This is a genomic window from Albimonas marina (assembly GCF_029223255.1).
Classification (GTDB): domain Bacteria; phylum Pseudomonadota; class Alphaproteobacteria; order Rhodobacterales; family Rhodobacteraceae; genus Albimonas.
The window spans coordinates 1-21680 of the sequence record NZ_JARHUC010000004.1 but is presented as its reverse complement, the minus strand read 5'-3'; the positions used below and the strand labels follow the sequence as shown (position 1 = coordinate 21680).

Below are 21680 nucleotides of genomic sequence, written 5' to 3'. Positions count from 1 at the left end.
GGGGGTCAGCCAGCCTCGGGGGTGCCCGATCCGGGCGTCGGCCTCGGGACCCTCGGGGCATCGTCTCGGATGGGGATCAGGAAAGCGTCGGGGGCCAGCGCCACGTCGGCCAGGGTGACGCCGTCGAACACCGCAAGGAAGGCGTCCAGCCCCTGCTGCATCACCCTGGGAAGCCGGCAGCAGCCGCTGACCACGCAGGTCTCGCCGGTCGCGAAGCACTCCACCATGTCGAAATCGGGCTCGGTCGCGCGCAGGACGTCGCCCAGGCGGATCTCGGCGGCCGGGCGCGCCAGGCGGAAACCGCCGGAGCGGCCGCGCACCCCCTCCAGAAACCCCTCACGGACCAGGGTCGTGACGATCTTGGTCAGATGCGCGCGCGACACGCCATAGGCCGCCGCCGCCGCGTCGATCGTCGCCAGCCGATCGCCGGAAGCCGCGGCGTACATCAGCAGCCGCAGCGCATAGTCGGAGAACTTGGTCAGCCGCATCTCGTCCGCTCCCGTCACGGCCCCTGAGAGGGACATGCCGGGTCGCGGCGGGGCGCGCAAGCCCCGCGGCCAAAAAGACGCATTTCAGATGCGTCTTTTTGAGCCCATATCGGGAGCGACCCGAAGCCCGCCTCAGAAGCCCCGGCGACACCCGCCCCGGCGCGCGCCTTCGGCCCGTTCGAGAGGACACGCCATGCTCGCCGCCGTCGCCATCGCCAAGATCGCCGGGATCTCGACTCTGCTGATCCTCGCCTGGTTCGTCGTGAAGATCGTGCGGAGCGCCCCCTCCGAGCCCGCCCCCGAGGCCGAAGGGCCCGTCGCGGACCCGATCGGGGCGATGATCCTGCGCGGCTTCACCTGGATGCTGATGATCGGCGTCGCCGCCGCCTTCGCGATCAGCTTCGGAGAAGTGCTCGACGCGCTCTGACCGGGCGCGAGACGAGGGAGGATCCGCCATGACCGTCACCCCCGAAAGGCTGGAGCGCCGCGAGGGCGGCTTCGTGATCGAGGCCGAGCGGCTCGCGGCCCTGCTGGGGCTTCCGGCCGAGCAGGTGCGCGCGGAGCTGAACGCGGGCCGCATCGTCACCCGCGTGGAGAAAGGGGAGGGCGAGGACGCCGGGACCTGGCGCCTGACCTTCCTGCGCGGCGCGGACCGGGCGCGGCTGGTCGTCGATGCGCAGGGGCGCGAGCTGCGTCGCAGCCGGATCTCGGTTCCGCCCCCGCCGAAGGGCGCGCGCGGGAGCCCGCCGCGGAGCTACCCCACGCCGCTGACGGCCGCGCCGCCGCCGGCCTGGCCGCCCGCGCCGTCCCGGCTGGCCGACGAGGATCGACCGGACGAGGCGACGCTGCGCGCGCTGGTCGACGACTTCTATGCGCAGGTGCGCGCGGATCCCGAGCTGGGACCGCTGTTCAACGCCGCCGTCGCCGACTGGCCGGCGCATCTGGAGCGGATCGCGGCCTTCTGGTCCTCGGCCCTGCTGGGCAGCGGCGCCTACAAGGGCGACCCGTTCGGCCGCCACCGCCCGCACGCGCCGCAGATGACCGCGGCGATGTTCGAGCGCTGGCTGGCCCTGTGGGCCGAGGCGACCGAGGCGCATCTGTCGCCGGCGGCCGCGCGCTCGGCCCTGTCTAAGGCCAGGCGCATCGCCTCGGGCCTGCGCATGGCCCTGCTGCCGCAGGTTGCGGGCGATGGCTTTCGACTGCCGTCATGAGCCGAACGAAGGGCCGTGCGGAGCGGGCCCGGCGTCAGCCGACGCTCTCGCCCGCGTGGGCCGGCAGGACTTCGATCACGCACAGCGTGCGCCGTTCGCCGTCGCGGCGGCGCCAGTCGAAGCGCGCGCCCTGCTTCAACCCCAGCAGCGCCACGCCGATCGGGGTCATGACGGATACTCGCCCGGCGGTGATGTCGGACTCCTCGGGCCAGACCAGGCTGACGGTCTGCTCGCGGCCGGTGGTTTCGTCGCGATAGCGCACCCGATTGCCGATGCCGACCACATCGGCGGGCATGCGGGCGGCCGCGACCACCCGAGCGCGGTCGATCTCGGCATGGAGCTGGTCGGCGAGCTCCGGATCGCGGGCGGCGGCGCCGTGCGCGAGGGCGTCGAGATGCGGGATGTGCCGGGCGTCGATGACGATGGCAGGCTTGCGGCCGCCGCGGCGGGGCGTCGTGGAATGATCCATCTTTCTGTCTTTCAAGAGCGCGCAGGACGCGAGCGCCGCGGCTGCGGTCGCTGGGCGCCTGTGCGGAACGGGTCGAGGGGGCGCAGGGGGGCCGAACCGGTCCCGCCCTCGGACGCCTTTCGGCGGGGTGAGGAAACCTTCCAAGCGGACCCGCGCGAAGCGGGATCGGCAGAGGATGGCATGTCGGAAAAGGTCGGGAATCCGCTGCGGCGGGCGGGATCCTCCCCGGACGACGGAGCGGTCAGACCGCAGGCGTCGTCCGGGGCAGAAGGCGTGCGCCGGAAGCGCCGCAGCGGCGACGCACGCCGGGATATGTCGCTCGATCGACCATGGGTTGCGATCTAAGCGCGATCGTCTCGCCGGTCAATCGGGCGGCCGGCGCCGGAGGTTCAGCGCAGCAAGAAGGCCGCGCTCACCCCCAGGCCGATCAGGACGATGCCGACGCGCAGCCGGTCCGTGCGAGTGGCTCTGCGCGCGGCCCGCGCCCCCGCCCAGCCGCCGGCCGCGCAGGCCAGCGCCAGTACGACGCCCGGCTGCCACGCGACGATGCCGGCCAGGGCAAAGGCGATGGCGGAGACCAGCGACAGCAGCGCCGACAGCGTATTCTTCAGCCCGTTCATGCCATGCAGATCGACGTAGCCCAGCAACCCAAAGGTCGCGAGCAGCATGATCCCCAGGCCGCCGTTGAAGTAGCCGCCATAAATCGAGACGGCGACGATCGCCGCCGCCGAGACCCCGACACCCGCCACGCCCCGGCCACGCGCGCGCAACGCCGCCAGCAGGCGGGGCCCGACGGCGAACAGGCCCGTGGCGACCACCAGCAGCCAGGGAACCGCCGCTTCGAACAGGCTCGACGGCGTGATCAGCAGCAGCAGCGACCCGATCCCCGCTCCCAAGGCGGCGCACAGCGCCGTCGCGCGCAGACCCAGCGCGCCCTCGGGGCGGATGTCGCTTCGGAAGGCGAGCGCGCTTCCGACATAGCCCGGCAGGGCTGCCACCGTCGCGGTGGCGTTCGCCGCGATCGGCGGCAGGCCCAGCCAGACCAGCGCCGGGAAGGTGATGAAGGTCCCGCCCCCCGCCACGGCGTTCAGCGCCCCGGCCAGGAAGCCGGCCGCCGCCAGCGCCAGAAACTCCACCATCGCGCGGCTCCCTCCATCGATCGGCGCGGGGCGACCTGCGGCCCGTCGCGGCCGGCTCTTGCCCGCAAAGAGATTGGCCTGCAAATTGGTCTGGAACGGATCGGAGACCGCCTGTGACCCGCATCTCGCGCGACGAGGCGTTGAGACGTTTGCGCGCGATGATCGAGGACGGCGCGCTCGACCCCGGCGCCCGCCTGCCGCCGGAGCGCCGCCTCGCGCCTGAACTGGGCTGCAGCCGGGAGACGCTGCGCGCCGCGCTCGACATCCTGGAGGCGGAGGGGCGGCTGTGGCGCCATGTCGGCCAGGGCGCCTTTCTCGGGCCGCGTCCCGCCGGCCGCCCGATCCGCGACCGGCTGGTGATCGAGGCGAGCTCGCCCCGCGATCTGATGGACGCCCGCCTGGCGCTGGAGCCCGGCGTGGCCGCCGCCGCCGCCCGCCGCGCCGACGCGCCGGCGGTCGCGCATCTGCGCGCGCGAGCGGCGGAGGGCCGCGTCGCCCGCGACCGCGCCGCCTGCGAACTGGCCGACGACCGGTTCCATCGCGCCCTGGCCGAGACCGCGGGCAACCCGGTGCTGGTCGGCCTGCTGTCGTTCCTTTCGGGCGCCCGTCGGCGCGCGGTCTGGCAGCGGGAATGGGAGGCGACCTACCGCCGCCTGCGCCCCGACGAGTTCCAGACCGACCACAGCGACCAGCACGCCGCCGTGGTCGAGGCCGTCGCCGCCCGCGATCCCGCCGCCGCCGCCGAGGCCATGCGCCGGCACCTGGAGACGATCGACGCCGCGATGCGCGCGCCCTGAGCGCAACCGGCGCACCCGAGCCCGGCGCAGACCGGGCCGCATCCAAGGGAAGGAGCCCCCAGATGAGCCAGGACCAGATCCCAGCCGACCTCTTCGCCCCCGAGACCCTCGGCGCCCGCCTCGTCGCGGAGATGTCCGACGCGCTGATCGTTTCCGACCGCGAGGGCGCGATCCGGGTCTGGAACAGGGCGGCGGAACGGATCTTCGGCTTCTCCGAAGCCGAAGCGCTGGGCGAGAGCCTCGACATCATCACGCCCGAGCGGCTTCGCGCCCGCCACTGGCAGGGCTATGACCAGACCATGCGCACCGGCCGCACCCGCTACGGCGCGGGCGACCTGCTGTCGGTTCCCGCGATCCGCAAGGACGGGCGCACGATCTCGGTGCAGTTCTCGATCCTGCCGCTGACCGACGCGGCGGGCGAGATCCAGGGCGTCGCGGCGATCATGCGCGACGTCACCGAGGACTTCGCCGAGCGCAAGGCCCTGCGCGCGGAGCTGGCGCAGCTCAGGCGCGGCTGATCCGGATACGGGGGGCGGTCTTGCGTCGGCGCCCCCCCGGTAGGTCACTGCCTCGACCGGGCCCGCCTTGGCCGCGCCTATCGGCGGGCTTGAGAGCGCGATGGCGTCGCGCTTTGCCATCGCCTGCGGGGCGCGTCCCGCCAGCAGCAGGCGACCCTCCCTGAGTTGATCCTGAACGCCCGGATACCCCGCAGTCCAAGCGGGGCTCGAGCAGGGAGTCATGGCCATGACCCCTGTCCCCGGTTTCGCGCGTCCCTCCCGCCGGCCCGCATCGGGCGTTCGCGTCGATCCCGGCATCATCTGCATGGCCGGCGCGATGCTGCCGCCGCCGCTGGGCGATACGCTGTCGAAGCGGCTGGCGGCCGAGATGGATCCTCTGGCCGTGATCCTGTGCCGGCTGCTGGCCCAGGCGGCGGCCCTGCTTGCCGCGAGGTGGTTGCTGGGCGGCCGGGCGCGCTCGCCTGCGCTGTCCCGGGCGAGCATGGCCTCCGGCTGCCTGACCGCGGGGATGCTGGCCAGCCTGATCCCGGCCTTCGCGGTGATGCCGATCGCCGACGCCTTCGCCATCTTCTTCGTCGAGCCGCTGCTGCTGACCCTGCTGGCCGGCCCCCTGCTGGGCGAGAGGCCGGGGCCGCGCCGGCTGGCGGCTGTGGCGGTCGGGCTGCTGGGGGCGTTGATCGTGATCCGTCCCGGCGGGGCCGATTTCGGACCGGTCACGCTGCTGCCCCTCGTCGCCGCAACCTGCTACGCGCTGAACATGATCGTGCTGCGCAAGGCCAGCGCCCATACGTCGGCGCTGGAGCTGCAATGCGGCGCGACCCTGGTCGCGGCCGGCGTCTCGCTGCTGGCCGTCGGCGCCCTGGCGGGGCTCGGAGAGATCCGGCTGTCGCCAGCTTCCCTGCCCGGCTGGAGCTGGTGGGCCATCGCCGCCTCGGGCCTGTGCGCCGCGCTGAGCTTCAGCCTGATCGGCGAGGCCTTCCGGCGGACCGAGGCCAGCGCCCTGGCGCCCTTCCAGTATCTGGAGATTCTGGGCGCCACAGCGATGGGCTTCCTGGTCTTCGGAGACTTTCCCGACGCCGCGACCTGGCTGGGCGTGGCCATCATCCTGGGCTCGGGCCTCTACGTGGCGCATCGCGAGCGGCTCTCGAGCAGCCCCGAGGCATCCACAGGCCCTGGGCGGAACTGACCCTGCGCGCGCCCGTCCCGCGCCGACCGCTCAGTCCAGCATCCGGCGCAGGGCGTCTGGGTCGCGGATCTCGATCTCGCGGCCGCGGACCTCGACGCCCTGGGCGCGAAGGGCGGCGAAGGCGCGCGACAGGGCCTCGGGCGCCATGCCCAGCGCGCCGGCCAGCACGGCCTTGTCATAGGGCAGGCGGACGCGGGCGGGGATTTCGTCATGCTCCTGCGCGCGGGCGAGCAGGTAGCTCGCCGCCCGCCGCTCGGCCGTGAACAGGCGCATGGCCGCGAGCCGCCCCACCAGCCCGTGCAGGTGCAGCGACAGGGAGCCCATCAGCGCCATCGCCAGGCGCGGGCGTTCGTCGAGCAGCCGGCGCATCTCGGCAAGGTCCATCCGCGCCAGGGCCCCGGGTTCCGCCATCTGCGCCGAGGCGGGGAAGCGGCCGCCGAGGAACATCGCCGCCTCGCCGAAGGACTGGCCCGGGCCGAACAGGCCGACGTCGGCCTCGGCGCCGCCCGCGTCGGCTCGGAACAGGCGCGTCCAGCCGGAGAGCACGATGTAGAAGGCCGCCGCCTCGTCGCCCTCGGAGAACAGGCGCAGACCCTTGGACGCCTCGACCCGTCTAAGCCTCGAAAGCACCGCGTCGCGATCGTCCGCCGGCAGAGCCGCGAGCAGCGGACAGGCGAACAGCGCTTCGCGGTCGGCCATATCAAACTGAGACGAATCTTTTTGCAAAAATTTCCCCCTTGGGTTGATCGCGCAGATGTGTTGGCGCTTGATGATCGTCAAGGCGCGCGTCCGAGTCGTCGGGTAGCGTGCCCGGGTCTACCGCAAGGTTCCGGCAGCAGCCATGGAGTCCCAGCCATGACCGAAGCGCAGCCGCAAAGCGCCCCCGTCGATCGGCCGAGCCGGATCTCCGAGCTGTCGACCTTCTTGTTCCTGGCCTTCATCCTGGTGCCCGGCCTGTCGATCGCAGGCGTCGGGGGGCTGGGACTGGCGATCTGGATCTACCAGATGATCGCCGGGCCTCCGGGACCGCCGGGCTGAGGCGATCATGGGCGTTTCCCTTAGCCGAAGGGCGTTCCTGGGCGGGGCCGAGCCGACGCCCGCGCCCGATTCGCCGCGTCTGGCCGTCGTGGGCCAGGGGTGCCTCGCCGCCCGCGGCGTCTACTGCCGAAGCTGCGCCGAGAGCTGCGAGGCCGCGGCCCTGCGCATCCGCCCCCTGCCGGGCGGGCGGGCCGAGATCGCCATCGATCCCGACCGTTGCACCGGCTGCGGCGACTGCCTGGGCGTCTGCCCGGTCGAGGCGCTGAGCCTCCAGCAAAGGCCCCCCGACGATGCCTGACCCCGAACGCGCCGCCGCCGAGCCTCTCGGCGTGATCTCCAGCCTTGTCGTGCAGGCGCGCCCGGAGCGTCTGGCGGAGATCGTGGACGCCATTCAGGCCCGCTCCGACGCCGAAATCGCCGCCATGGACCCGGTCGGCAAGCTGGTCGTGGTGCTGGAGACGGCCAGCGACCGGGGCCTCGCCGACGCGACCGACGCGCTCGCCGCCCTGCCGGGGGTGCTGAGCGTGGCGCTCGTCTACCACCACTCCGAACCGCGCGCCGAGGGACAGGCCGGCCTTTCGCCGGACTGGCGCGCGCCCCGATGACGTCCAGGGAGGGACCTTCATGCTCGACCGCGAGATCACGCGCCGCGAGGCGCTGAAAGCCCAAGCCGCCGCCGCGGCGGCCGCGGCCGCGGGGATCGCCCTGCCGGCCCAGGCCGCCAACCTGGTCACGGAGTCCGAGCTGACCGACCTGAAATGGTCCAAGGCCCCCTGCCGGTTTTGCGGCACCGGCTGCTCGGTGATGGTGGCGACCAAGGACGAGCGGGTGGTGGCCACACACGGCGATAGCCTGGCCCCGGTGAACCGCGGGCTGAACTGCGTGAAGGGCTACTTCCTCTCCAAGATCATGTACGGCCGCGACCGGCTGACCACGCCCCTGCTGCGCAAGACGAACGGCGCCTACGACAAGGAGGGCGAGTTCGAGCCCGTGAGCTGGGACGAGGCCTTCGACGTGATGGCGGAGCAGTTCAAGAAGACCCTGCGTGAGAAGGGGCCGACGGCGGTCGGCATGTTCGGCTCCGGCCAGTGGACGGTGTGGGAGGGCTACGCCGCCTCCAAGCTCTACAAGGCGGGGTTCCGCTCGAACAACATCGACCCGAATGCGCGGCACTGCATGGCCTCGGCCGTGGCGGGCTTCATGCGCACCTTCGGCGTTGACGAGCCGATGGGCTGCTACGACGACATCGAGGCCGCGGACGCCTTCGTGCTCTGGGGCTCCAACATGGCCGAGATGCACCCGATCCTGTGGACCCGGGTGACCGACCGCCGCCTGTCGGCCCCGCATGTGAAGGTCGCGGTGCTGTCGACGTTCGAGCATCGCTGCTTCGACCTCGCCGACATCCCCATGGTGTTCACGCCGCAGGCGGACCTGGCGATCCTGAACTTCATCGCCAACCACATCATCCAGACCGGGAAGGTGAACGAGGACTTCGTCTCGAAGCACACCGCCTTCCGGCGCGGGAACACCGATATTGGCTACGGCCTGCGCCCCGAGCATCCGCTGGAGCAGGCCGCCGCCAACGCCGGCGACGCGAACGGCTCGCAGCCGATGAGCTACGAGGACTACGCCGCGTTCGTCTCCGAATACACCGTCGAGAAGGCCTCCGAGATCTCCGGCGTGCCGGAGGAGCGGCTGATCGAGCTGGCCGAGCTCTACGCCGACCCCGAGATCAAGGTCACGTCCTTCTGGACCATGGGCTTCAACCAGCACACCCGCGGCGTATGGTGCAACAACCTGATCTACAACATCCATCTGCTGACCGGGAAGATCTCGACCCCGGGCAACTCGCCCTTCTCGCTCACCGGCCAGCCCTCGGCCTGCGGCACGGCGCGGGAGGTCGGGACCTTCGCCCATCGCCTGCCCGCCGACATGGTGGTGACCAACCCCGAGCATCGCGCAATGGCCGAGCGGATCTGGAAGCTGCCCGAGGGGACGATTCCCGACCAGGTCGGCTACCACGCCGTGCTCCAGAACCGGATGCTGAAGGACGGCAAGCTCAACGCCTACTGGATCCAGGTGAACAACAACCTCCAGGCCGCGCCCAACATGAACGAGGAGACCTGGCCCGGCTATCGCAACCCGGAGAATTTCATCGTCGTCTCCGACGCTTATCCGACGGTCACCGCGCTCGCCGCCGACCTGATCCTGCCCGCCGCCATGTGGGTTGAGAAGGAAGGCTGCTACGGCAACGCCGAGCGCCGCACCCAGATGTGGCATGAGCTGGTCCCGGCGCCGGGCGAGGCGAAGTCGGACCTGTGGCAGCTGATGGAATTCTCCAAACGTTTCACGGTCGAGGAGGTCTGGCCCGAGGAACTGATCGCCAAGGCGCCCGAGACCCGCGGCAAGACCCTGTTCGACGTCCTGTTCCGCAACGGCAACGTCGACGCCTTCCCGCTCGAGGAGACGGCGCCCGACTACGGCAATCACGAAAGCCAGGCCTTCGGCTTCTACGTCCAGAAGGGCCTGTTCGAGGAATACGCCGCCTTCGGCCGCGGCCACGGCCACGACCTCGCGCCGTTCGAGCGCTACCACGAGGAACGCGGCCTGCGCTGGCCGGTTGTGGACGGGAAGGAGACGCTGTGGCGCTACCGCGAGGGCTCGGACCCCTACGCGGCCCCCGGCTCGGGCTTCGACTTCTACGGCAAGCCCGACGGCCGCGCCTGGATCTTCGCCCTGCCGTACGAGCCCGCGGCCGAGAGCCCGGACGAAGAATATCCGTTCTGGCTCTCCACCGGCCGGGTGCTTGAGCACTGGCACTCCGGCTCGATGACCGAACGCGTGCCGGAGCTCTACCGCGCCTTCCCCGACGCGGTCTGCTTCATGCATCCCGACGACGCCGCCGCGCTGGATATGCGCCGGGGGTCCGAAGTGCGCATCGTCTCGCGCCGGGGCGAGATCCTGACCCGGGTCGAGACGCGCGGGCGAAACCGTCCGCCGAAGGGACTGGTCTTCGTGCCCTGGTTCGACGCCAGCCAGCTGATCAACAAGGTGACGCTCGACGCCACCGACCCGATCTCCAAGCAGACGGACTTCAAGAAGTGCGCCGTCCGCCTGGAAAAGGCGTGAGGGAGCCCGCCATGATCCGTCATCTCCTTGCGGTCCTGCTGGCCCTGGGCCTCGCCGCCCCGGCCCTGGCCCAGTCCCCCGTCGCCGCCACCCTGCGCGGCGACACGCCCCCGACCGAGACGGCGACCCCGCCCCCCATGGCGCAGTGGGAGGAAGGCGCCGGGCGCCGCGTGCGCAACTACCCCGAGCAGCCGCCGACGATCCCCCACGACATCACCGGCTACATCGTCGACCTGAACGCCAACCGCTGCCTGAGCTGCCACGCCCGCTCGCGGGTCGAGGAATCCGGCGCGCCGATGGTCTCGATCACCCACTTCATGGACCGCGAGGGCCAGTTCCGCGCCGCCGTCACCCCGCGCCGCTACTTCTGCACCCAGTGCCACGTCTCCCAGCAGGAGGTGCGCCCGCTGGTCGAGAACACCTTCGTGGACGTGGACTCCCTGCTGGCGCCGCGCACGGGGGAGTGAGCCATGAAAGCCTTCCTGCTGCGCCTGTGGCGGCTGATCAGCCGGCCCAGCGTGCATTTCAGCCTCGGGTTCCTGACGCTCGGCGGCTTCGTCGCGGGGGTGATGTTCTGGGGCGGCTTCAACACCGCGCTGGAGGCCACCAACACCGAGACCTTCTGCATCTCCTGTCACGAGATGCGCGACAACGTCTACGAGGAGCTGAAATCCACCCCGCACTGGGCCAACCCTTCGGGCGTGCGCGCCGGCTGCCCCGACTGCCACGTGCCGCATGAGTGGACCCACAAGATCGCACGCAAGGTCCAGGCCTCGAAGGAGGTCTGGGGGGCGATCTTCGGCACCATCGACACGCGCGACAAGTTCGTCGAGCACCGACTGGTGATGGCCAAGCGGGAATGGGCGCGGATGCACGCCAACGACTCGCTGGAGTGCCGGAACTGCCATTCGGCGGAGTCGATGGACCTCACCGGACAGAACCCCCGCGCCTCGGCCGCGCATGAGGAATTCCTGCTGACCGGCGAGAAGACCTGCATCTCCTGCCACAAGGGCATCGCCCACCGCCTGCCCGACATGGCCGGGGTCGACGGCTGGAACTGAGGGGCGCGCGGGCGGCCCTCAGCCGGCGGGCGAGGGCTCGACCTCTGCGAAAGCCTCCAGCCGGGCGCCCGGGGCGGCGGCGCAGATCGCCTGCGCCTGCTGCGCGTCGGGGACGAGGCACAGCGCGGTCGACAGCGCATCCGCCAGCGCCGCCCGCGGGGCGCTGACCGAGACCTGGCGGGGCGCCGCGGCGGCCCCGACGGGATCGAGGATGTGCCCCAGCCGCTCCCCATCCAGAACCGTGCCCAGCGAGGCGGAGGTGGCCAGCGCCCGGTCGGAGAAGCGCCGCGCCTGCGCCTCGCCCGCCAGCCTCACGGGCCAGGCGTCGCCGTCGGGCGCATGCCCCATGACGACGATCTCGCCGGTATCGACCAGCACGTCGGAGACGCCGGCCGCGCGCATGCGCGCGGCGACGGCATCGGCGATCCAGCCCTGCGCGATCCCGTTGAGGGTCAGCGCCTGACCGGGATCGAGCGCCACGGCGGATGCGTCGAAACGCACCCGCTCGAAGCCCAGCGCCGCGTGGGCCTCGCCCAGGCGGGCGGGATCGGGCGCCTCGCCCCGCGCGCCGGCCTCGGCCAGCACGGCCCAGAGGGGCTGCACGGTCGGATCGAAGCGGCCGCCGGTCAGGCCATGCACCCGCCGGGCAAGGGCGAGGCAGTCGAGCAGCGCGAAGGAGGGCGCCTCCAACAGCCCGTCGCGGTTCAGGCGCGCCAGCTCGGTGTCGGGGCGGTGCAGGCTGAAGACCCGCTCCAGCCGGGCGATCTCGGCCAGGGCGTCGCGGGCGATGCGCTCGGCCTGCGGGTGGTCGAGCACGATCTGCGCCTTCGCGCCCAGCGCCACGCCCTGCCAGCGGAACGGCGCCCTGGCGGCGCGGCCGGCGACGGGGACAAGGCAGGCGGCGGAGGCGATGGTCAGGAAACGGCGGCGGGACAGGGTCATGGAATGGCGCTCCCTCGATCAGTTGGCGGCGCGCCCGGCCAACACGTCGAGCCGGCGGCGCATGTCGGTCCCGGCCCGCGCGATGTCCGGCGCCGGGTCTTCGGGGGCGAGGACGTCGGCGGCGGCGATGGCGTCGAAGCCGCGGACCTCCCCGCCGTGGTCGCGGGCGAAGGCGTCGGCGGCCTCGCCGGTGGCGAAGGGAACCAGCTCGGCGGCCCCCATGCCGCCGCGCAGGCCGGCGCCGAGGACGTAGACGGCACGGTCGGCGCGGATCCAGGCGCCGGGCTCGGTCCAGCTGGCGCCGGTCATGTCCTGGACATAGGCGACCGCGACCGCGTGGCTCTGCTCGGGCATGCGCAGATAGGCCAGCAGGTCGCGGACCTGGGCGAAGAACAGGGGCGCGGGCAGGCCCTCGAGATGCGCCTGGCCCTTGGGGCCCTCGTGCTCCAGCAGGCCCATCTGGCAGTAGTGGCCAGCCGTCTCGGCGGTGATCGGGACCGGGGCGGGGAGGGCCGCTGTCTCCTCCTTGCAGGCGGGCAGCAGCAGGAGTGGAAGCAGGAACAGGCGGGCTTTCATGGCTGCACCCTTGCGAAGGCGAGGCGGGCGAGCCCCGCCGCCGCCACAGGCCAGGCCAGCAGGGCGGCGAGCGGTTTCCACGCCGCGATGGAGGCCGCGGCGCCCGAGAGCCCGGAGGCGGCCTCGACCGCGCCGGAGGCTGCGAGATTGTGGATGCGGAAGGCATCGGCGGGGTTCAGCGCCAGCGCCCAGGGCAGGATGCGCGTGGTGAAGGCGCCGCCGTCGTCGGCCACGATCGCCGCCAGCAGCCCGAGGTCGTAGAGCACGATCGCCACCAGCCACAGCCCGATGGCCATCGCCGCCGCGCCGGAGGGCCGGCGGGAGGCGCAGGACAGCGCGTGGCCCAGCGACAGGAACGTCGCCCCCAGCAGCACCGTGGTCCAGGTCAGTCGCCACAGCGCGGGCAGCCCCTCGGCCGCCGCCGCGCCGCCGGCGGCGAAGGCCGCCGCCCCGGCCGCCGCATAGCCCGCCACGACCGCCAGCGTCAGGGCGGCCAGCTGCGCCAGCAGTTTTCCGAGCAGCAGCTCCCCGCGCGACAGCGGATAGGCGAGTTGCAGGGGCAGCGTGCCCCGCTCGACCTCGCCGGCCACCGCGTCGAAGGAGATCAGCAGCGCCAGCAAGGGCGCGATATAGACGGCGAGCGACACCAGGCTCGCCACCGTCACCGACAGCGGATCCACCGCGAGCCCCTGCGCGCCGCCGATGCCGGCGGCGGCGATCACCAGCGCGAAGACCACCATGAGCGCCGAGGCCACCGCCACCCAGCGGTTGCGCAGCGCGATGCGGAATTCCAGCGCGGCGGTGGAGAGGATGCGCCTCGCGGCGCCCGACGGAGACATCACGCGGCCCTCCGGCTGATCTGGGAATAGAGGTCGTCGAGGCTGGGCGCGGCCAGGTCGAAATCCGCGACCAGGTCACGCGCCGCGGCGATGCGCTCCAGCACCGCCAGCTTCTCCGCGACGGCGAAGGGGAAGGACAGGCGCTCCCCCTCCGCCACGGCCTCGGGGAAGCGGGCGGCGAGGGCCTCGGCCGCGCCGGGGCGGGCGCGCAGGATCGCGGTCAGGGGCAGCGCGGCCTCGGCCCGAAGCTCGGCCAGCGTGCCGGCGGCGACCTTGCGGCCCCGGGCGAGGATCACGATGCGATCGGTTCGGGCCTCCAGCTCCGACAGCGCGTGGGAGGAGAGCAGGATCGCCGTTCCCCCCGCCGCCAGGCCGTCGAGCAGCGCGTAGAACTCGCGGCGGGAGACAGGGTCGAGGCCGGAGGTCGGCTCGTCCAGCAACATCAGCCGCGGCGCGCCGATCAGCGCCTGGGCGAGGCCGACCCGCTGGCGCATGCCTTTGGAATAGGTCCCGATGCGGCGGCCGGCGGCCGCGCGGAGGCCCACCTGTTCGAGCAGCCCGTCCGCCTCGCGCGCGGGGCGGTCGCGCAGGCGGAGGAAGTGGCGGATCTGCTCGCGCCCGGTGAGGGCGGGGTGGAAGGCGACGTTCTCGGGCAGGTAGGCGGTCGCCTCGCGGGCGGCGGGCGAGCCGGGGGCGTGGCCCGCGACCTCGATCCGGCCGGCGTCGGGGCGCAGCAGGCCCAGCGCCAGCTTCATCAGCGTCGACTTGCCGGCGCCATTGTGGCCCAGCAGGGCGACCCGCTCGCCCGCGCCCACGCTCAGCGACACGTCGTCGAGCGCGGGGCGGCCGGCATAGGCCTTAGCGAGATGGCTGATGGCGAGCATGATCGTCTCCCGTTTCGGCCTGCGTGACGGTCCTCGGCTCCTGCGCCCACAGGGGCTCGGCCGCGGCCATGCGCGCGAAGGCGGGGGGAAGGTCGGGCAGCGGGGCATGGAGCAACGGGTGGCTGTCGACCACGCCTCCGGTGCGGGCCACGGGGAACTGCGACTGGGTCCAGCGCACCAGCTGCACGGCGGGCGAGCCCAGCAGCAGCCGGGCGGCGGGCTGGGACCACAGGATCCGGTCCATGGCGTCGGTCGGCCGATAGGCGCCGTCGGCCAGCCCGTCGCCGTCCAGGTCGAAGGCGGCATGGTCGGACCAGTAGTTGCCGCGGCCCTCGAAGCTCCACTCCAGGTCGCGGGTTCCCACGTACTTGACCTGGGTGCGGTTGGCGACGAAGGCGTTTCCGGTCAAGGTGTTGCGCTCGGATCCCGCGGTGAAGTGCACGCCGACGGCGCAGCCGTGGAAGGTGTTCTCGGCCACCAGGTTCTGGTGGGAATTGTAGACGAAGGCGCATTTCTCCGCCCCTCCGGTTACGAAGTTCCCGAAGATGTCCGAGGCCTTCGTGTAGTTCAGCATCACGCCGTAATCCCGATCCTTGATCGAGAGGTTGTCGCGCACCACGATCCGGTCGGAATACATCAGTGCGAAGCCCAGGTGATTGCCGATGGACACGTTCTCCGAGACCTCGGAGTCGTTGGTGTACATGTAGTGGACCGCGAAGCGCAGGTCGCGGAACAGGTTCCCGCGGAACACGTTGCGCTTGGAGACGTTGGAGAAGATGCCGTCGCGGCCGTAGCGGACCTCGTTCGCCTCGACCACCGCGCCGGGGGCGTTCCAGACGTAGATCCCGTTGCCGCGGTTGTTCATGCGGGCCAGCCGCAGGCCCTCGATCCGGTTGCGGGCGACCAGGGCGTCGCGCGCGCCGTGGATGTCGACGCCCACCAGATTGTCCGACAGGTCGTTGTCCAGCACCTGCGCCCGCGTCGCCTTGCGCCCGAGGCTGACGCCGGCGTCGATGGGTTCGTGGACCCGGCCGGAGTTGACGATCCGCAGGCCCTGCACGGTGACGTCCGCCGCCTCGACGCGCACGACCGAGCCGACGCCGCCGCCGTCGATCACCGCGCCGGGCTCGCCCCGCAGGGTGAGGGGAACCGCGATCACCGCCGGGCCGTGGTGACGGCCCGGCAGCAGGATCAGCTCGTCCCCCGCCCGCGCCCCCGCCAGCGCGGCGGAAAGCGCGCCGGGGGCGGGCGCGACCTCGACCCGCTCCGCCCGCAGGGGCGGGGCGACGAGGATCAGGGCCAGCAGAAGGGGGACGAGACGGCGCATTGGCTCAGGCCCCCGTGGGTTCCACGAACATGCGCCCGCGCATCTCCATGTGCAGGGCGTGGCAGAACCACTGGCAGTAGTACCAGTAGACGCCCGGCTTGGAGGCGGTGAAGGTCACCGAGGCGGTGGCCCGCGGCGCCACCTCCATCGCCACGCCATGGTTGTTCAGCGTGAAGCCGTGGGTCAGGTCGTCGATCTCGTCGAGGTTGGTGACGTAGACCGTGACCTCGTCCCCCTGCTTCACGGTGAATTGGGACAGGCTGAACTCGGGCGCCTGGCTCGACATCCAGACCCGGACCTTGTTGCCGTCGCGGATCACCGTGTCCTGCCAGTCGTCGATGTCCACGCCGTCCTTCTCGGCCTGGGCGCGGGCGTCGGCCCACATCGGGTCGTGGCGGTCCCAGACCGACTTCGGGTTCACCACCGAGCGATGGACGAGGATCGAGTCATGCGGCTCGGCGAAGGTGGGGCCGTCGTGGACCAGCGTCAGCTCCTGGCCGTCGATCGAGAACAGCTGCTCGTTCTCCGGCTTCAGGGGGCCGACGTTGAGGAAGCGGTCCTTCGAGAACTTGTTCATCGAAAGATACCACTTGCCGTCGGCCTCCAGCGTCTCGCCCATAGTCGTGGAGTTGTGGCCCGGCTGGTAGTGGACGTCCTTCTTGGTCAGGATCGGGTCCACGGCCTCGCCGTTGTAGGCGGCGATGGCCTTCTCGAGGTTCCACATCACCACCTGACTGTCGAGGAACAGCGTGGTGAAGGCGTTGCCCTTGCCGTCGAAGCAGGTGTGGAGCGGGCCGAGGCCCAGCTCCGGCTCGGCCACCACCACGGACCGCGGATCGAGCGTGTCGTCCTCGAACAGCGCATCGAACTTCGTCACGTCCAGCACCGAGACTGTGGGCGACAGCTTGCCCGCCACGCACAGGTGCTTGCGGTCCGGGGCCATGTTGATGCCGTGAGGGCTGTTGGGGATCGGGACGTAGCGGGTGTATTTCTTGTTCTGTCCCTTGCGCCCGTCGATCACCTTCACGCCGTTCAGCTCGATGTAGTCGCCGGCGGCGATCCCCTTCTCGATCTCGTGCAGGTTGAAGATGACCACGTGGTCCATCTCCGCCTCCATCATCTCGGGCAGGGTCATGCCCATTTCCGAGTTGTAGGAGGTCGAGAACGCATACTTGCCGTCGTAGTCGGCGTCGGTGTTGTCGAGGTTGCCCGAGACCATCACCTGCCAGGCCACCGTCATCTCGTCGGCGTTGATGGCGGTGTAGAAGTTCACGTACTTCGACGGATCGTCCAGCGTCTTGCCGTCGTTGACCATCGGCACCTCATCCTCGCCGTTGGCAAAGACGTAGTTGGTGCGCGGCCACTTCTGCGGGCGCAGGCCGTGGATGGCCTTGGCGTTGGGGATGTCGATGATCTTGTCGGGCTTCATCACGTCGCAGCGGATGCGGGCGACGCGGGTGTTGGCCTTGTCGTTCATGAACAGGAAGCGGCCGTCGTACTTGCCCTCGGTGAAGGACATGTGGACGTGGTGCAGGTCGCCGTTGTCGTGGACCGTCTTGCCCTGGGCGGCGAGGTAATCCTTCGTCGCCGGCAGCATGTCCTGGGTCAGGATCTTCAGGCTCTCGTTGGTCTGACCCCAGCCGGTGGCCGAGCAGCGGTTGAACACCGGCACCCGCATCAGCTCGCGCATCGAGGGCACGCCGAGGATCCGCATCTCGCCGCTCTGGCCCGAGGACCAGAAGCCGTAATACTCGTCCAGCTCGCCCGGCGCGGGCGTGGCGTGGCCGGCCGCGCCCTGGGCGCGGGCCGCGCTCGGCGCGCCGGCCGCGGCGCCGGCGGCCGCGACCGAGGCGCCGCCCAGCAGGCCCAGCCGCGCCGAGCCGCCGGCGAGGCCCAGGCTCGCGCCCGCGCCCATGAAGTCGCGGCGGTTGAGGCCGCTTTCGTTGCGATCGTGGTCGGACATCTCTCGTCCCTCCGGTTACGAATGCACGTTGGGGTGGTTGGCGACCGCGGCCTTGCGCTTGAGATACGCGGCCGGGTCCGAGGTCGGCGCCTTGCGGTTCAGCTTCTTGATGACCACCGGGCACTTGACCTTCGACTGGTAGAGCACCTGGCAATGCATGCAGTTCAGGCACTCGTTGGGGTTGATCTCGCCGGTCGGATGGATGGCCTGGACCATGCATTCGTTGGCGCAGGTCTGGCAGGGCGAGCCGCATTCGCGGTAGCGCTTCAGCCAGTCGAACATCCGCAGGCGGGCCGGGATCGCCAGCGCCGCGCCCAGCGGGCAGAGGTAGCGGCAGTAGAACCGCTCCACGAACAGGCCCGCGATCAGCAGGGCGGCGGCGTAGGCGACGAAGGGCCAGGCGCGCACGAACTTCAGGACGATGGCGGTCTTGAAGGGCTCGACCTCGGCCAGGTGCTCGGCCTGCTCGATCGAGGCCAGCGAGACGCCGAACAGTCCCAGGAAGATCATGTATTTCAGCGGCCACAGACGCTCATGCAGGCCCCAGGGCAGCTTGATCTGCGGCACGCCGAGGTTGCGGGCGATGCGGTTGGTCAGCTCCTGCAGGGCGCCGAAGGGGCAGAGCCACCCGCAATAGGCCCCGCGGCCCCAGAACAGCAGCGCCGCGGCGACCGAGAACCACAGGATGAAGGTCAGCGGATCCAGCAGGAAAGCCTGCCAGCTGAACTCCGAGGTCAGCGCCCCGAACAGCGCCATCAGGTTCACGACCGAGAGCTGCGCGTTCGCATACCAGCCCAGGAACACCAGGGTCACGCTCAGGAAGCCGACGCGGAAGATTGTCGTGGCGCGCTCGGACCGGGTGAGCTGCATCTGGAAGAAGAAGGCCAGCGTCAGGATGGCGAGCATGACGCCCAGCCCCACGACCTCCAGCGTCTTGTCCTCCCAGATCCGCTTCCACAGGGCGGACTGGGCCTCGGCCTCGCTGGGATCCTCGGCCTGCGACACAGGGGCGGGCGGGGCGACGGCGCGCAGGTAGCGGGCGGGGAGCTGGTAGCCGAGCTCGAAGGTGGTGAAGACCTTCTCGATCGCGGCCACCTCGCGCTGCACCAGCAGTTGCAGGCGGAAGGGGCGGGTGGGGTCGAAGCCCGCATCGGCGGGGATGCGGAACAGGTCCCGCTCGGCGAAGTCGGGCGCGCCGGGGGCGGCGATGGGGCCCATGCGGCGGTGGTCGCGGTCGCGGAAGCGGACCGAGACGTCGTCCTGGATCAGCACGATGCGGTCGAAGATGCCGCCGCGCACATAGCCCGAACCCTTGAAGGAATAGAGCCCGCGGCCGACCACCGCGATCGCATGCTCGCCCTCGCCCAGCCAGGCGCGGAGGTTGCGCGCCTCGGCCTCGCCCAGGATCGAGGCGCCGATCGAGGGGACCGAAACCAGCGCCAGCTCGATGTCGATGAAGGTCGTCTCGGGCGGCTCGGCCAGGGCGCGGGCGGCCGCGCGCGGATCGTCCATCGCCGCGAAGGCGGCGTTGACCTGGCCCACGTCCAGCGACAGGCGCCGCACGGTCCCGTCGCCTTCCATGCTGACCCACTCCTCCGGGGTCCCGGCGCTCTCGTCGATCTCGTGGACCGGGCCCTCGCTGGTTTCGGGGGCGAGCCCCCCCAGACCGAGCGCCCGGGCGACCTTGAGGCCTGCGCGGATGATCGAGTCGTCGATCACCATCACCGTCACCGTGGCGCCCGAGATGATGTCGAGCGCGTGGGCCGAGCCGCGCTCGGCCGCCTCCTCGACCAGGCTCGCGCCGCGATAGCCGGCGACCATCTCGCGGATTTCGCGCTCCGGAATGCCGATCAGCACGATGGGTTCGGAGTGTTTGACCAGGTCCACGCCCAGCACGCGGGCGTCGTCGTCGACGGCGACCAGGGTGTGGATCGGCTTGCCGGAATAGCCGGTCGTGCCGACGAAGTCGGAGGTCGCGAAGACCCAGCCGATCCGCTCTCCGTCGCGCAGCACCGGGGCGACGGCGATATCCTCGCGCGGGGCGCCGAAGGCGTCGGCGCCCTCGGCCAGATCGCCAGGCGCGACCTGGGGCAGAAAGCGGGAGAGGACGGTCTCGGCCATCACGGCGGCGGGGGCCAGCGAGCCCGCGATCAGCAGCAGCGCGGCCAGGAGCAGGCGTGCGGCAGGCGCCTTTAGGCAGGGGCGAGGGATCGAAAAACTCATGCCGCAAGCTCCCGGTTGCGCGAGGACGGGCCGCGGGCGCCGAGCGCAATGCCGGCGCCGGCCCGGCGCCTGGCGGAGGCCGGTTGCGGCAGACGAAGGGCGACCCGGTCGAGCATGTGCGGCTCGGCAGGGGTCGGCAGCGGGGCGACCAGAAATCGTATCCGGACGGTCGCGTCCATTTCCCGGGCTCGCCCCTCCCCTGCATCCGCACGCCCGGCGATGGGTTGGCCAGGGCGAGGAAGGTCGTTGGTCAGGAGGGCGGGGCGCGAGCAGGTCATGGGTCCACCTACCGCGCAGCCGAACGGCGAACGTTGCGCTTGGACAAACTGGGAGGCTGGCGCGACGCCCGGAGAGGATCGCAGGGGCGCCGTCGTGGCGGGATCCGCGATCCACGCTGGAGGTCGCCGGTCCAAGCGCCCGGATCGCCTGAGAAGGGCGCCGGGATACTCGGCGCCTGTCCTTACTGGTCATCTCGCGCGAGATCCGCGCCCATCGGATCCTCGCCGTCACCTTCACCGAGGCCGCCGCCTCGGAGCTTCGCGGCCGCCTGCGCAGCAAGTTGCTGGAGCATGGCCGGGTCGAGGACGCGCAGGCCATCGACCGGGCCTATGTCGGCACGATCCACGGTCTCGGCCAGCGGCTGCTGACCGAGCACGCCTTCGCCGCCGGCCGCTCGCCCGCGCTGCGGCTGGTCTCGGGAGCAGGGCGGGATCTGCTGATCCGCGCCGAGATTCCGCGCAGCGACGCCCTGGCGCCGGTGGCTCATGAACCGGCGCGTTTCTCCGTCGCCGACTTCGCCACCCGCACGCTCGCGGCCGCCGACCTGCACGCCTGGGCGGCGGGCCCGCCGGAGGCCCGGGCGGTGCGCCGCACACTGGATGAGAAAGGCTCTCCTCAAGCCTGGAGGCGCTCTCGAGACCAGCAGACATCGCGCCGCCAGATCGCGCCGCCCTTGATCAGAGCGACCCGTCGTTGACGGCCAGCCCTCTTCCGCCGACACGCTCCGAACAGCGTCCGGGCCGACATGCCCACTGAGAAATCGGGGGGCGGCGGCCAAGGGAGGCCGGTCTCGCGCCAGCAAGTCCAGCCGATCTCACGTCATGCAGCCTCTTGCCTCGCGCGAGCGGCATGGTCGCCGCGATCAGGTATCGACCAAGTGCTCGATCCAAGACGCGAGACGGTCGGCATCGGCAAACGGGCCGGGATCTCCGGAGCGAAGGCGCGCAGGAGAGCCAGGCGCGCTCCTGGTCCGCCTCGATTGGGGAGAACCGGGTCAAGGACCGGTCGCGCCATGCGACAGACATGTCTCTGCGTCGAGCGGCCGACATCAGGAGCGAGCGGCCGGGAGCGACCTTCGGCCATGTCGGCCGGTCGCCGTCCTCGCTCAGCTCAGTCGCCGCAATTGTTCTGCATCATGATGTCGATGACCTTCATCTCCGAACTGGGGATGGTCAGGCCGTAGGACTTCGCGATCCGCACGAAGCGGAGAAGATACTGGCAGTGGAACCCCTCATGGGGCGGCATCCACTCCACCGGCCCCGCGGCGCCTTTTTGCCGGTTGGCCGAAGCCTGCACGGCGAACAGATTCGCGGGATCGTTGGCGAAGGCCGTGCGCTTCTCCGCGCTCCAGTCGGCGGCGCCTCTTGACCAAGCGTAGGCCAGCGGCACGAGATGATCGATGTCGAGATCCCGGGCCTCGGTGTAGATGCGGTTCGTGTAGGGGTCGAACCAGCGGCCGTGCAGGACCCTGCAGCCGTTGGCGGCCCAGGTGAACCGCTCCGGGTCTGCCGGAGGCTCCCACTCCTGAGTAGGATGGAGCCCCATGAGCAAGACGACGAACAAGTTCTCCCCTGAGGTCCGCGATCGCGCGGTTCGCTTGGTGCTGGACAG

At 71.3% G+C, this 21680-nt stretch carries 25 protein-coding genes; 12 read left to right on the top strand and 13 right to left on the bottom strand.

Going from position 1 to position 21680, the window contains the following annotated elements; genetic code table 11:
• Positions 1 to 5 precede the first annotated feature (5 nt).
• On the bottom strand, positions 6 to 488 hold the full coding sequence (locus P2H44_RS11575) for an RrF2 family transcriptional regulator (protein ID WP_275763704.1): 483 nt from the start codon (positions 486 to 488) through the stop codon (positions 6 to 8).
• A 193-nt stretch (positions 489 to 681) separates the two neighbouring features.
• Here P2H44_RS11575 and P2H44_RS11570 point away from each other — a divergent pair, with 193 nt between their 5' ends.
• Together P2H44_RS11570 and P2H44_RS11565 are read left to right on the top strand one after the other, a co-directional pair.
• The gene (locus P2H44_RS11570; protein WP_275763703.1) at positions 682 to 915 is read left to right on the top strand and encodes a hypothetical protein; all 234 of its coding nucleotides are present in this window, start codon (positions 682 to 684) and stop codon (positions 913 to 915) included.
• Positions 916 to 943: 28 nt separating this feature from the next.
• The gene (locus tag P2H44_RS11565) at positions 944 to 1699 is read left to right on the top strand and encodes a DUF6522 family protein (protein ID WP_275763702.1); all 756 of its coding nucleotides are present in this window, start codon (positions 944 to 946) and stop codon (positions 1697 to 1699) included.
• 34 nt (positions 1700 to 1733) lie between these two features.
• Here the strand turns inward: P2H44_RS11565 and rnk are convergent, their stop codons facing one another.
• Both rnk and P2H44_RS11555 read right to left on the bottom strand, forming a co-directional pair.
• Complete coding sequence (gene rnk / locus P2H44_RS11560) at positions 1734 to 2168, bottom strand: nucleoside diphosphate kinase regulator (RefSeq protein WP_275763701.1); 435 nt, start codon at positions 2166 to 2168, stop codon at positions 1734 to 1736.
• A gap of 389 nt (positions 2169 to 2557) precedes the next feature.
• A complete protein-coding gene (locus P2H44_RS11555; protein WP_275763700.1) occupies positions 2558 to 3307 on the bottom strand; it encodes a sulfite exporter TauE/SafE family protein in 750 nt (249 codons plus the stop codon).
• Positions 3308 to 3420: 113 nt separating this feature from the next.
• On the opposite strand from P2H44_RS11555, the gene P2H44_RS11550 reads away from it, so the two are divergent.
• The 3 genes from P2H44_RS11550 (at position 3421) to P2H44_RS11540 (ending at position 5808) form a co-directional block, all read left to right on the top strand.
• Positions 3421 to 4104, top strand: a complete 684-nt coding sequence (locus P2H44_RS11550) for a FadR/GntR family transcriptional regulator (RefSeq protein ID WP_275763699.1) — start codon at positions 3421 to 3423, stop codon at positions 4102 to 4104.
• A gap of 62 nt (positions 4105 to 4166) precedes the next feature.
• The gene (locus P2H44_RS11545; RefSeq protein WP_275763698.1) at positions 4167 to 4622 is read left to right on the top strand and encodes a PAS domain-containing protein; all 456 of its coding nucleotides are present in this window, start codon (positions 4167 to 4169) and stop codon (positions 4620 to 4622) included.
• A gap of 226 nt (positions 4623 to 4848) precedes the next feature.
• Positions 4849 to 5808: a DMT family transporter gene (locus tag P2H44_RS11540; protein WP_275763697.1), complete on the top strand. Its 960-nt coding sequence runs from the start codon at positions 4849 to 4851 to the stop codon at positions 5806 to 5808.
• 30 nt (positions 5809 to 5838) lie between these two features.
• Here P2H44_RS11540 and P2H44_RS11535 read toward each other — a convergent pair whose 3' ends face one another.
• Positions 5839 to 6507 (bottom strand): Crp/Fnr family transcriptional regulator, encoded by a 669-nt coding sequence (locus P2H44_RS11535; RefSeq protein WP_275763696.1) that lies wholly within the window; start codon positions 6505 to 6507, stop codon positions 5839 to 5841.
• 156 nt (positions 6508 to 6663) lie between these two features.
• Between P2H44_RS11535 and P2H44_RS11530 the strand changes: the two genes are divergently transcribed.
• The 6 genes from P2H44_RS11530 to P2H44_RS11505 are packed head-to-tail and all read left to right on the top strand — an operon-like array spanning position 6664 to position 11036.
• Entirely contained in the window at positions 6664 to 6846 is a 183-nt protein-coding gene (locus P2H44_RS11530; RefSeq protein WP_275763695.1) for a periplasmic nitrate reductase, NapE protein, read from the top strand.
• Positions 6847 to 6853: 7 nt separating this feature from the next.
• Positions 6854 to 7144, top strand: coding sequence for a 4Fe-4S dicluster domain-containing protein (locus P2H44_RS11525; protein ID WP_275763694.1), 291 nt, complete (start codon positions 6854 to 6856; stop codon positions 7142 to 7144).
• Positions 7137 to 7451 (top strand): chaperone NapD, encoded by a 315-nt coding sequence (locus P2H44_RS11520; protein ID WP_275763693.1) that lies wholly within the window; start codon positions 7137 to 7139, stop codon positions 7449 to 7451. Before P2H44_RS11525 ends, P2H44_RS11520 begins: the two co-directional genes overlap by 8 nt.
• A gap of 19 nt (positions 7452 to 7470) precedes the next feature.
• On the top strand, positions 7471 to 9975 hold the full coding sequence (gene napA, locus P2H44_RS11515) for a periplasmic nitrate reductase subunit alpha (RefSeq protein ID WP_275763692.1): 2505 nt from the start codon (positions 7471 to 7473) through the stop codon (positions 9973 to 9975).
• Positions 9976 to 9986: 11 nt separating this feature from the next.
• Positions 9987 to 10442: a nitrate reductase cytochrome c-type subunit gene (locus P2H44_RS11510; RefSeq protein ID WP_345798992.1), complete on the top strand. Its 456-nt coding sequence runs from the start codon at positions 9987 to 9989 to the stop codon at positions 10440 to 10442.
• A 3-nt stretch (positions 10443 to 10445) separates the two neighbouring features.
• Positions 10446 to 11036, top strand: coding sequence for a NapC/NirT family cytochrome c (locus tag P2H44_RS11505; RefSeq protein ID WP_275763691.1), 591 nt, complete (start codon positions 10446 to 10448; stop codon positions 11034 to 11036).
• 18 nt (positions 11037 to 11054) lie between these two features.
• Here the strand turns inward: P2H44_RS11505 and P2H44_RS11500 are convergent, their stop codons facing one another.
• Genes P2H44_RS11500 through P2H44_RS11465 form a run of 8 tightly spaced genes read right to left on the bottom strand, consistent with a single transcriptional unit; the run spans position 11055 to position 19969 of the window.
• Positions 11055 to 11978: an FAD:protein FMN transferase gene (locus P2H44_RS11500; protein ID WP_275763690.1), complete on the bottom strand. Its 924-nt coding sequence runs from the start codon at positions 11976 to 11978 to the stop codon at positions 11055 to 11057.
• 18 nt (positions 11979 to 11996) lie between these two features.
• Positions 11997 to 12554, bottom strand: a complete 558-nt coding sequence (locus P2H44_RS11495; protein ID WP_275763689.1) for a nitrous oxide reductase accessory protein NosL — start codon at positions 12552 to 12554, stop codon at positions 11997 to 11999.
• Positions 12551 to 13393: an ABC transporter permease gene (locus P2H44_RS11490; protein ID WP_275763688.1), complete on the bottom strand. Its 843-nt coding sequence runs from the start codon at positions 13391 to 13393 to the stop codon at positions 12551 to 12553. The genes P2H44_RS11495 and P2H44_RS11490 overlap by 4 nt, the downstream gene beginning before the upstream one ends.
• Positions 13393 to 14277: an ABC transporter ATP-binding protein gene (locus P2H44_RS11485; protein WP_275763687.1), complete on the bottom strand. Its 885-nt coding sequence runs from the start codon at positions 14275 to 14277 to the stop codon at positions 13393 to 13395. Before P2H44_RS11485 ends, P2H44_RS11490 begins: the two co-directional genes overlap by 1 nt.
• Complete coding sequence (locus tag P2H44_RS11480; protein WP_275763686.1) at positions 14252 to 15604, bottom strand: nitrous oxide reductase family maturation protein NosD; 1353 nt, start codon at positions 15602 to 15604, stop codon at positions 14252 to 14254. Before P2H44_RS11480 ends, P2H44_RS11485 begins: the two co-directional genes overlap by 26 nt.
• Positions 15605 to 15608: 4 nt before the next feature.
• Complete coding sequence (nosZ, locus tag P2H44_RS11475; RefSeq protein ID WP_275763685.1) at positions 15609 to 17567, bottom strand: TAT-dependent nitrous-oxide reductase; 1959 nt, start codon at positions 17565 to 17567, stop codon at positions 15609 to 15611.
• A gap of 15 nt (positions 17568 to 17582) precedes the next feature.
• The gene (locus P2H44_RS11470) at positions 17583 to 19790 is read right to left on the bottom strand and encodes a 4Fe-4S binding protein (RefSeq protein ID WP_462976286.1); all 2208 of its coding nucleotides are present in this window, start codon (positions 19788 to 19790) and stop codon (positions 17583 to 17585) included.
• Positions 19787 to 19969 (bottom strand): hypothetical protein, encoded by a 183-nt coding sequence (locus P2H44_RS11465; RefSeq protein WP_275763684.1) that lies wholly within the window; start codon positions 19967 to 19969, stop codon positions 19787 to 19789. The genes P2H44_RS11470 and P2H44_RS11465 overlap by 4 nt, the downstream gene beginning before the upstream one ends.
• A 275-nt stretch (positions 19970 to 20244) precedes the next feature.
• Between P2H44_RS11465 and P2H44_RS11460 the strand changes: the two genes are divergently transcribed.
• Positions 20245 to 20766, top strand: coding sequence for a UvrD-helicase domain-containing protein (locus P2H44_RS11460; RefSeq protein ID WP_345798998.1), 522 nt, complete (start codon positions 20245 to 20247; stop codon positions 20764 to 20766).
• Between the two features lie 413 nt (positions 20767 to 21179).
• Here P2H44_RS11460 and P2H44_RS11455 read toward each other — a convergent pair whose 3' ends face one another.
• Positions 21180 to 21614 (bottom strand): HNH endonuclease family protein, encoded by a 435-nt coding sequence (locus P2H44_RS11455; RefSeq protein WP_275764565.1) that lies wholly within the window; start codon positions 21612 to 21614, stop codon positions 21180 to 21182.
• Positions 21615 to 21680: the final 66 nt, after the last annotated feature.

Coding starts and splice junctions, on each gene's coding strand:
- P2H44_RS11575 (WP_275763704.1), bottom strand. CDS start 488: ATGCGGCTGACCAAGTTCTCCGACTATGCGCTGCGGCTGCTGATGTAC.
- P2H44_RS11570 (WP_275763703.1), top strand. CDS start 682: ATGCTCGCCGCCGTCGCCATCGCCAAGATCGCCGGGATCTCGACTCTG.
- P2H44_RS11565 (WP_275763702.1), top strand. CDS start 944: ATGACCGTCACCCCCGAAAGGCTGGAGCGCCGCGAGGGCGGCTTCGTG.
- rnk (WP_275763701.1), bottom strand. CDS start 2,168: ATGGATCATTCCACGACGCCCCGCCGCGGCGGCCGCAAGCCTGCCATC.
- P2H44_RS11555 (WP_275763700.1), bottom strand. CDS start 3,307: ATGGTGGAGTTTCTGGCGCTGGCGGCGGCCGGCTTCCTGGCCGGGGCG.
- P2H44_RS11545 (WP_275763698.1), top strand. CDS start 4,167: ATGAGCCAGGACCAGATCCCAGCCGACCTCTTCGCCCCCGAGACCCTC.
- P2H44_RS11540 (WP_275763697.1), top strand. CDS start 4,849: ATGACCCCTGTCCCCGGTTTCGCGCGTCCCTCCCGCCGGCCCGCATCG.
- P2H44_RS11535 (WP_275763696.1), bottom strand. CDS start 6,507: ATGGCCGACCGCGAAGCGCTGTTCGCCTGTCCGCTGCTCGCGGCTCTG.
- P2H44_RS11530 (WP_275763695.1), top strand. CDS start 6,664: ATGACCGAAGCGCAGCCGCAAAGCGCCCCCGTCGATCGGCCGAGCCGG.
- P2H44_RS11525 (WP_275763694.1), top strand. CDS start 6,854: ATGGGCGTTTCCCTTAGCCGAAGGGCGTTCCTGGGCGGGGCCGAGCCG.
- P2H44_RS11520 (WP_275763693.1), top strand. CDS start 7,137: ATGCCTGACCCCGAACGCGCCGCCGCCGAGCCTCTCGGCGTGATCTCC.
- napA (WP_275763692.1), top strand. CDS start 7,471: ATGCTCGACCGCGAGATCACGCGCCGCGAGGCGCTGAAAGCCCAAGCC.
- P2H44_RS11510 (WP_345798992.1), top strand. CDS start 9,987: ATGATCCGTCATCTCCTTGCGGTCCTGCTGGCCCTGGGCCTCGCCGCC.
- P2H44_RS11505 (WP_275763691.1), top strand. CDS start 10,446: ATGAAAGCCTTCCTGCTGCGCCTGTGGCGGCTGATCAGCCGGCCCAGC.
- P2H44_RS11500 (WP_275763690.1), bottom strand. CDS start 11,978: ATGACCCTGTCCCGCCGCCGTTTCCTGACCATCGCCTCCGCCGCCTGC.
- P2H44_RS11495 (WP_275763689.1), bottom strand. CDS start 12,554: ATGAAAGCCCGCCTGTTCCTGCTTCCACTCCTGCTGCTGCCCGCCTGC.
- P2H44_RS11490 (WP_275763688.1), bottom strand. CDS start 13,393: ATGTCTCCGTCGGGCGCCGCGAGGCGCATCCTCTCCACCGCCGCGCTG.
- P2H44_RS11485 (WP_275763687.1), bottom strand. CDS start 14,277: ATGCTCGCCATCAGCCATCTCGCTAAGGCCTATGCCGGCCGCCCCGCG.
- P2H44_RS11480 (WP_275763686.1), bottom strand. CDS start 15,604: ATGCGCCGTCTCGTCCCCCTTCTGCTGGCCCTGATCCTCGTCGCCCCG.
- nosZ (WP_275763685.1), bottom strand. CDS start 17,567: ATGTCCGACCACGATCGCAACGAAAGCGGCCTCAACCGCCGCGACTTC.
- P2H44_RS11470 (WP_462976286.1), bottom strand. CDS start 19,790: ATGAGTTTTTCGATCCCTCGCCCCTGCCTAAAGGCGCCTGCCGCACGC.
- P2H44_RS11465 (WP_275763684.1), bottom strand. CDS start 19,969: ATGGACGCGACCGTCCGGATACGATTTCTGGTCGCCCCGCTGCCGACC.
- P2H44_RS11455 (WP_275764565.1), bottom strand. CDS start 21,614: ATGGGGCTCCATCCTACTCAGGAGTGGGAGCCTCCGGCAGACCCGGAG.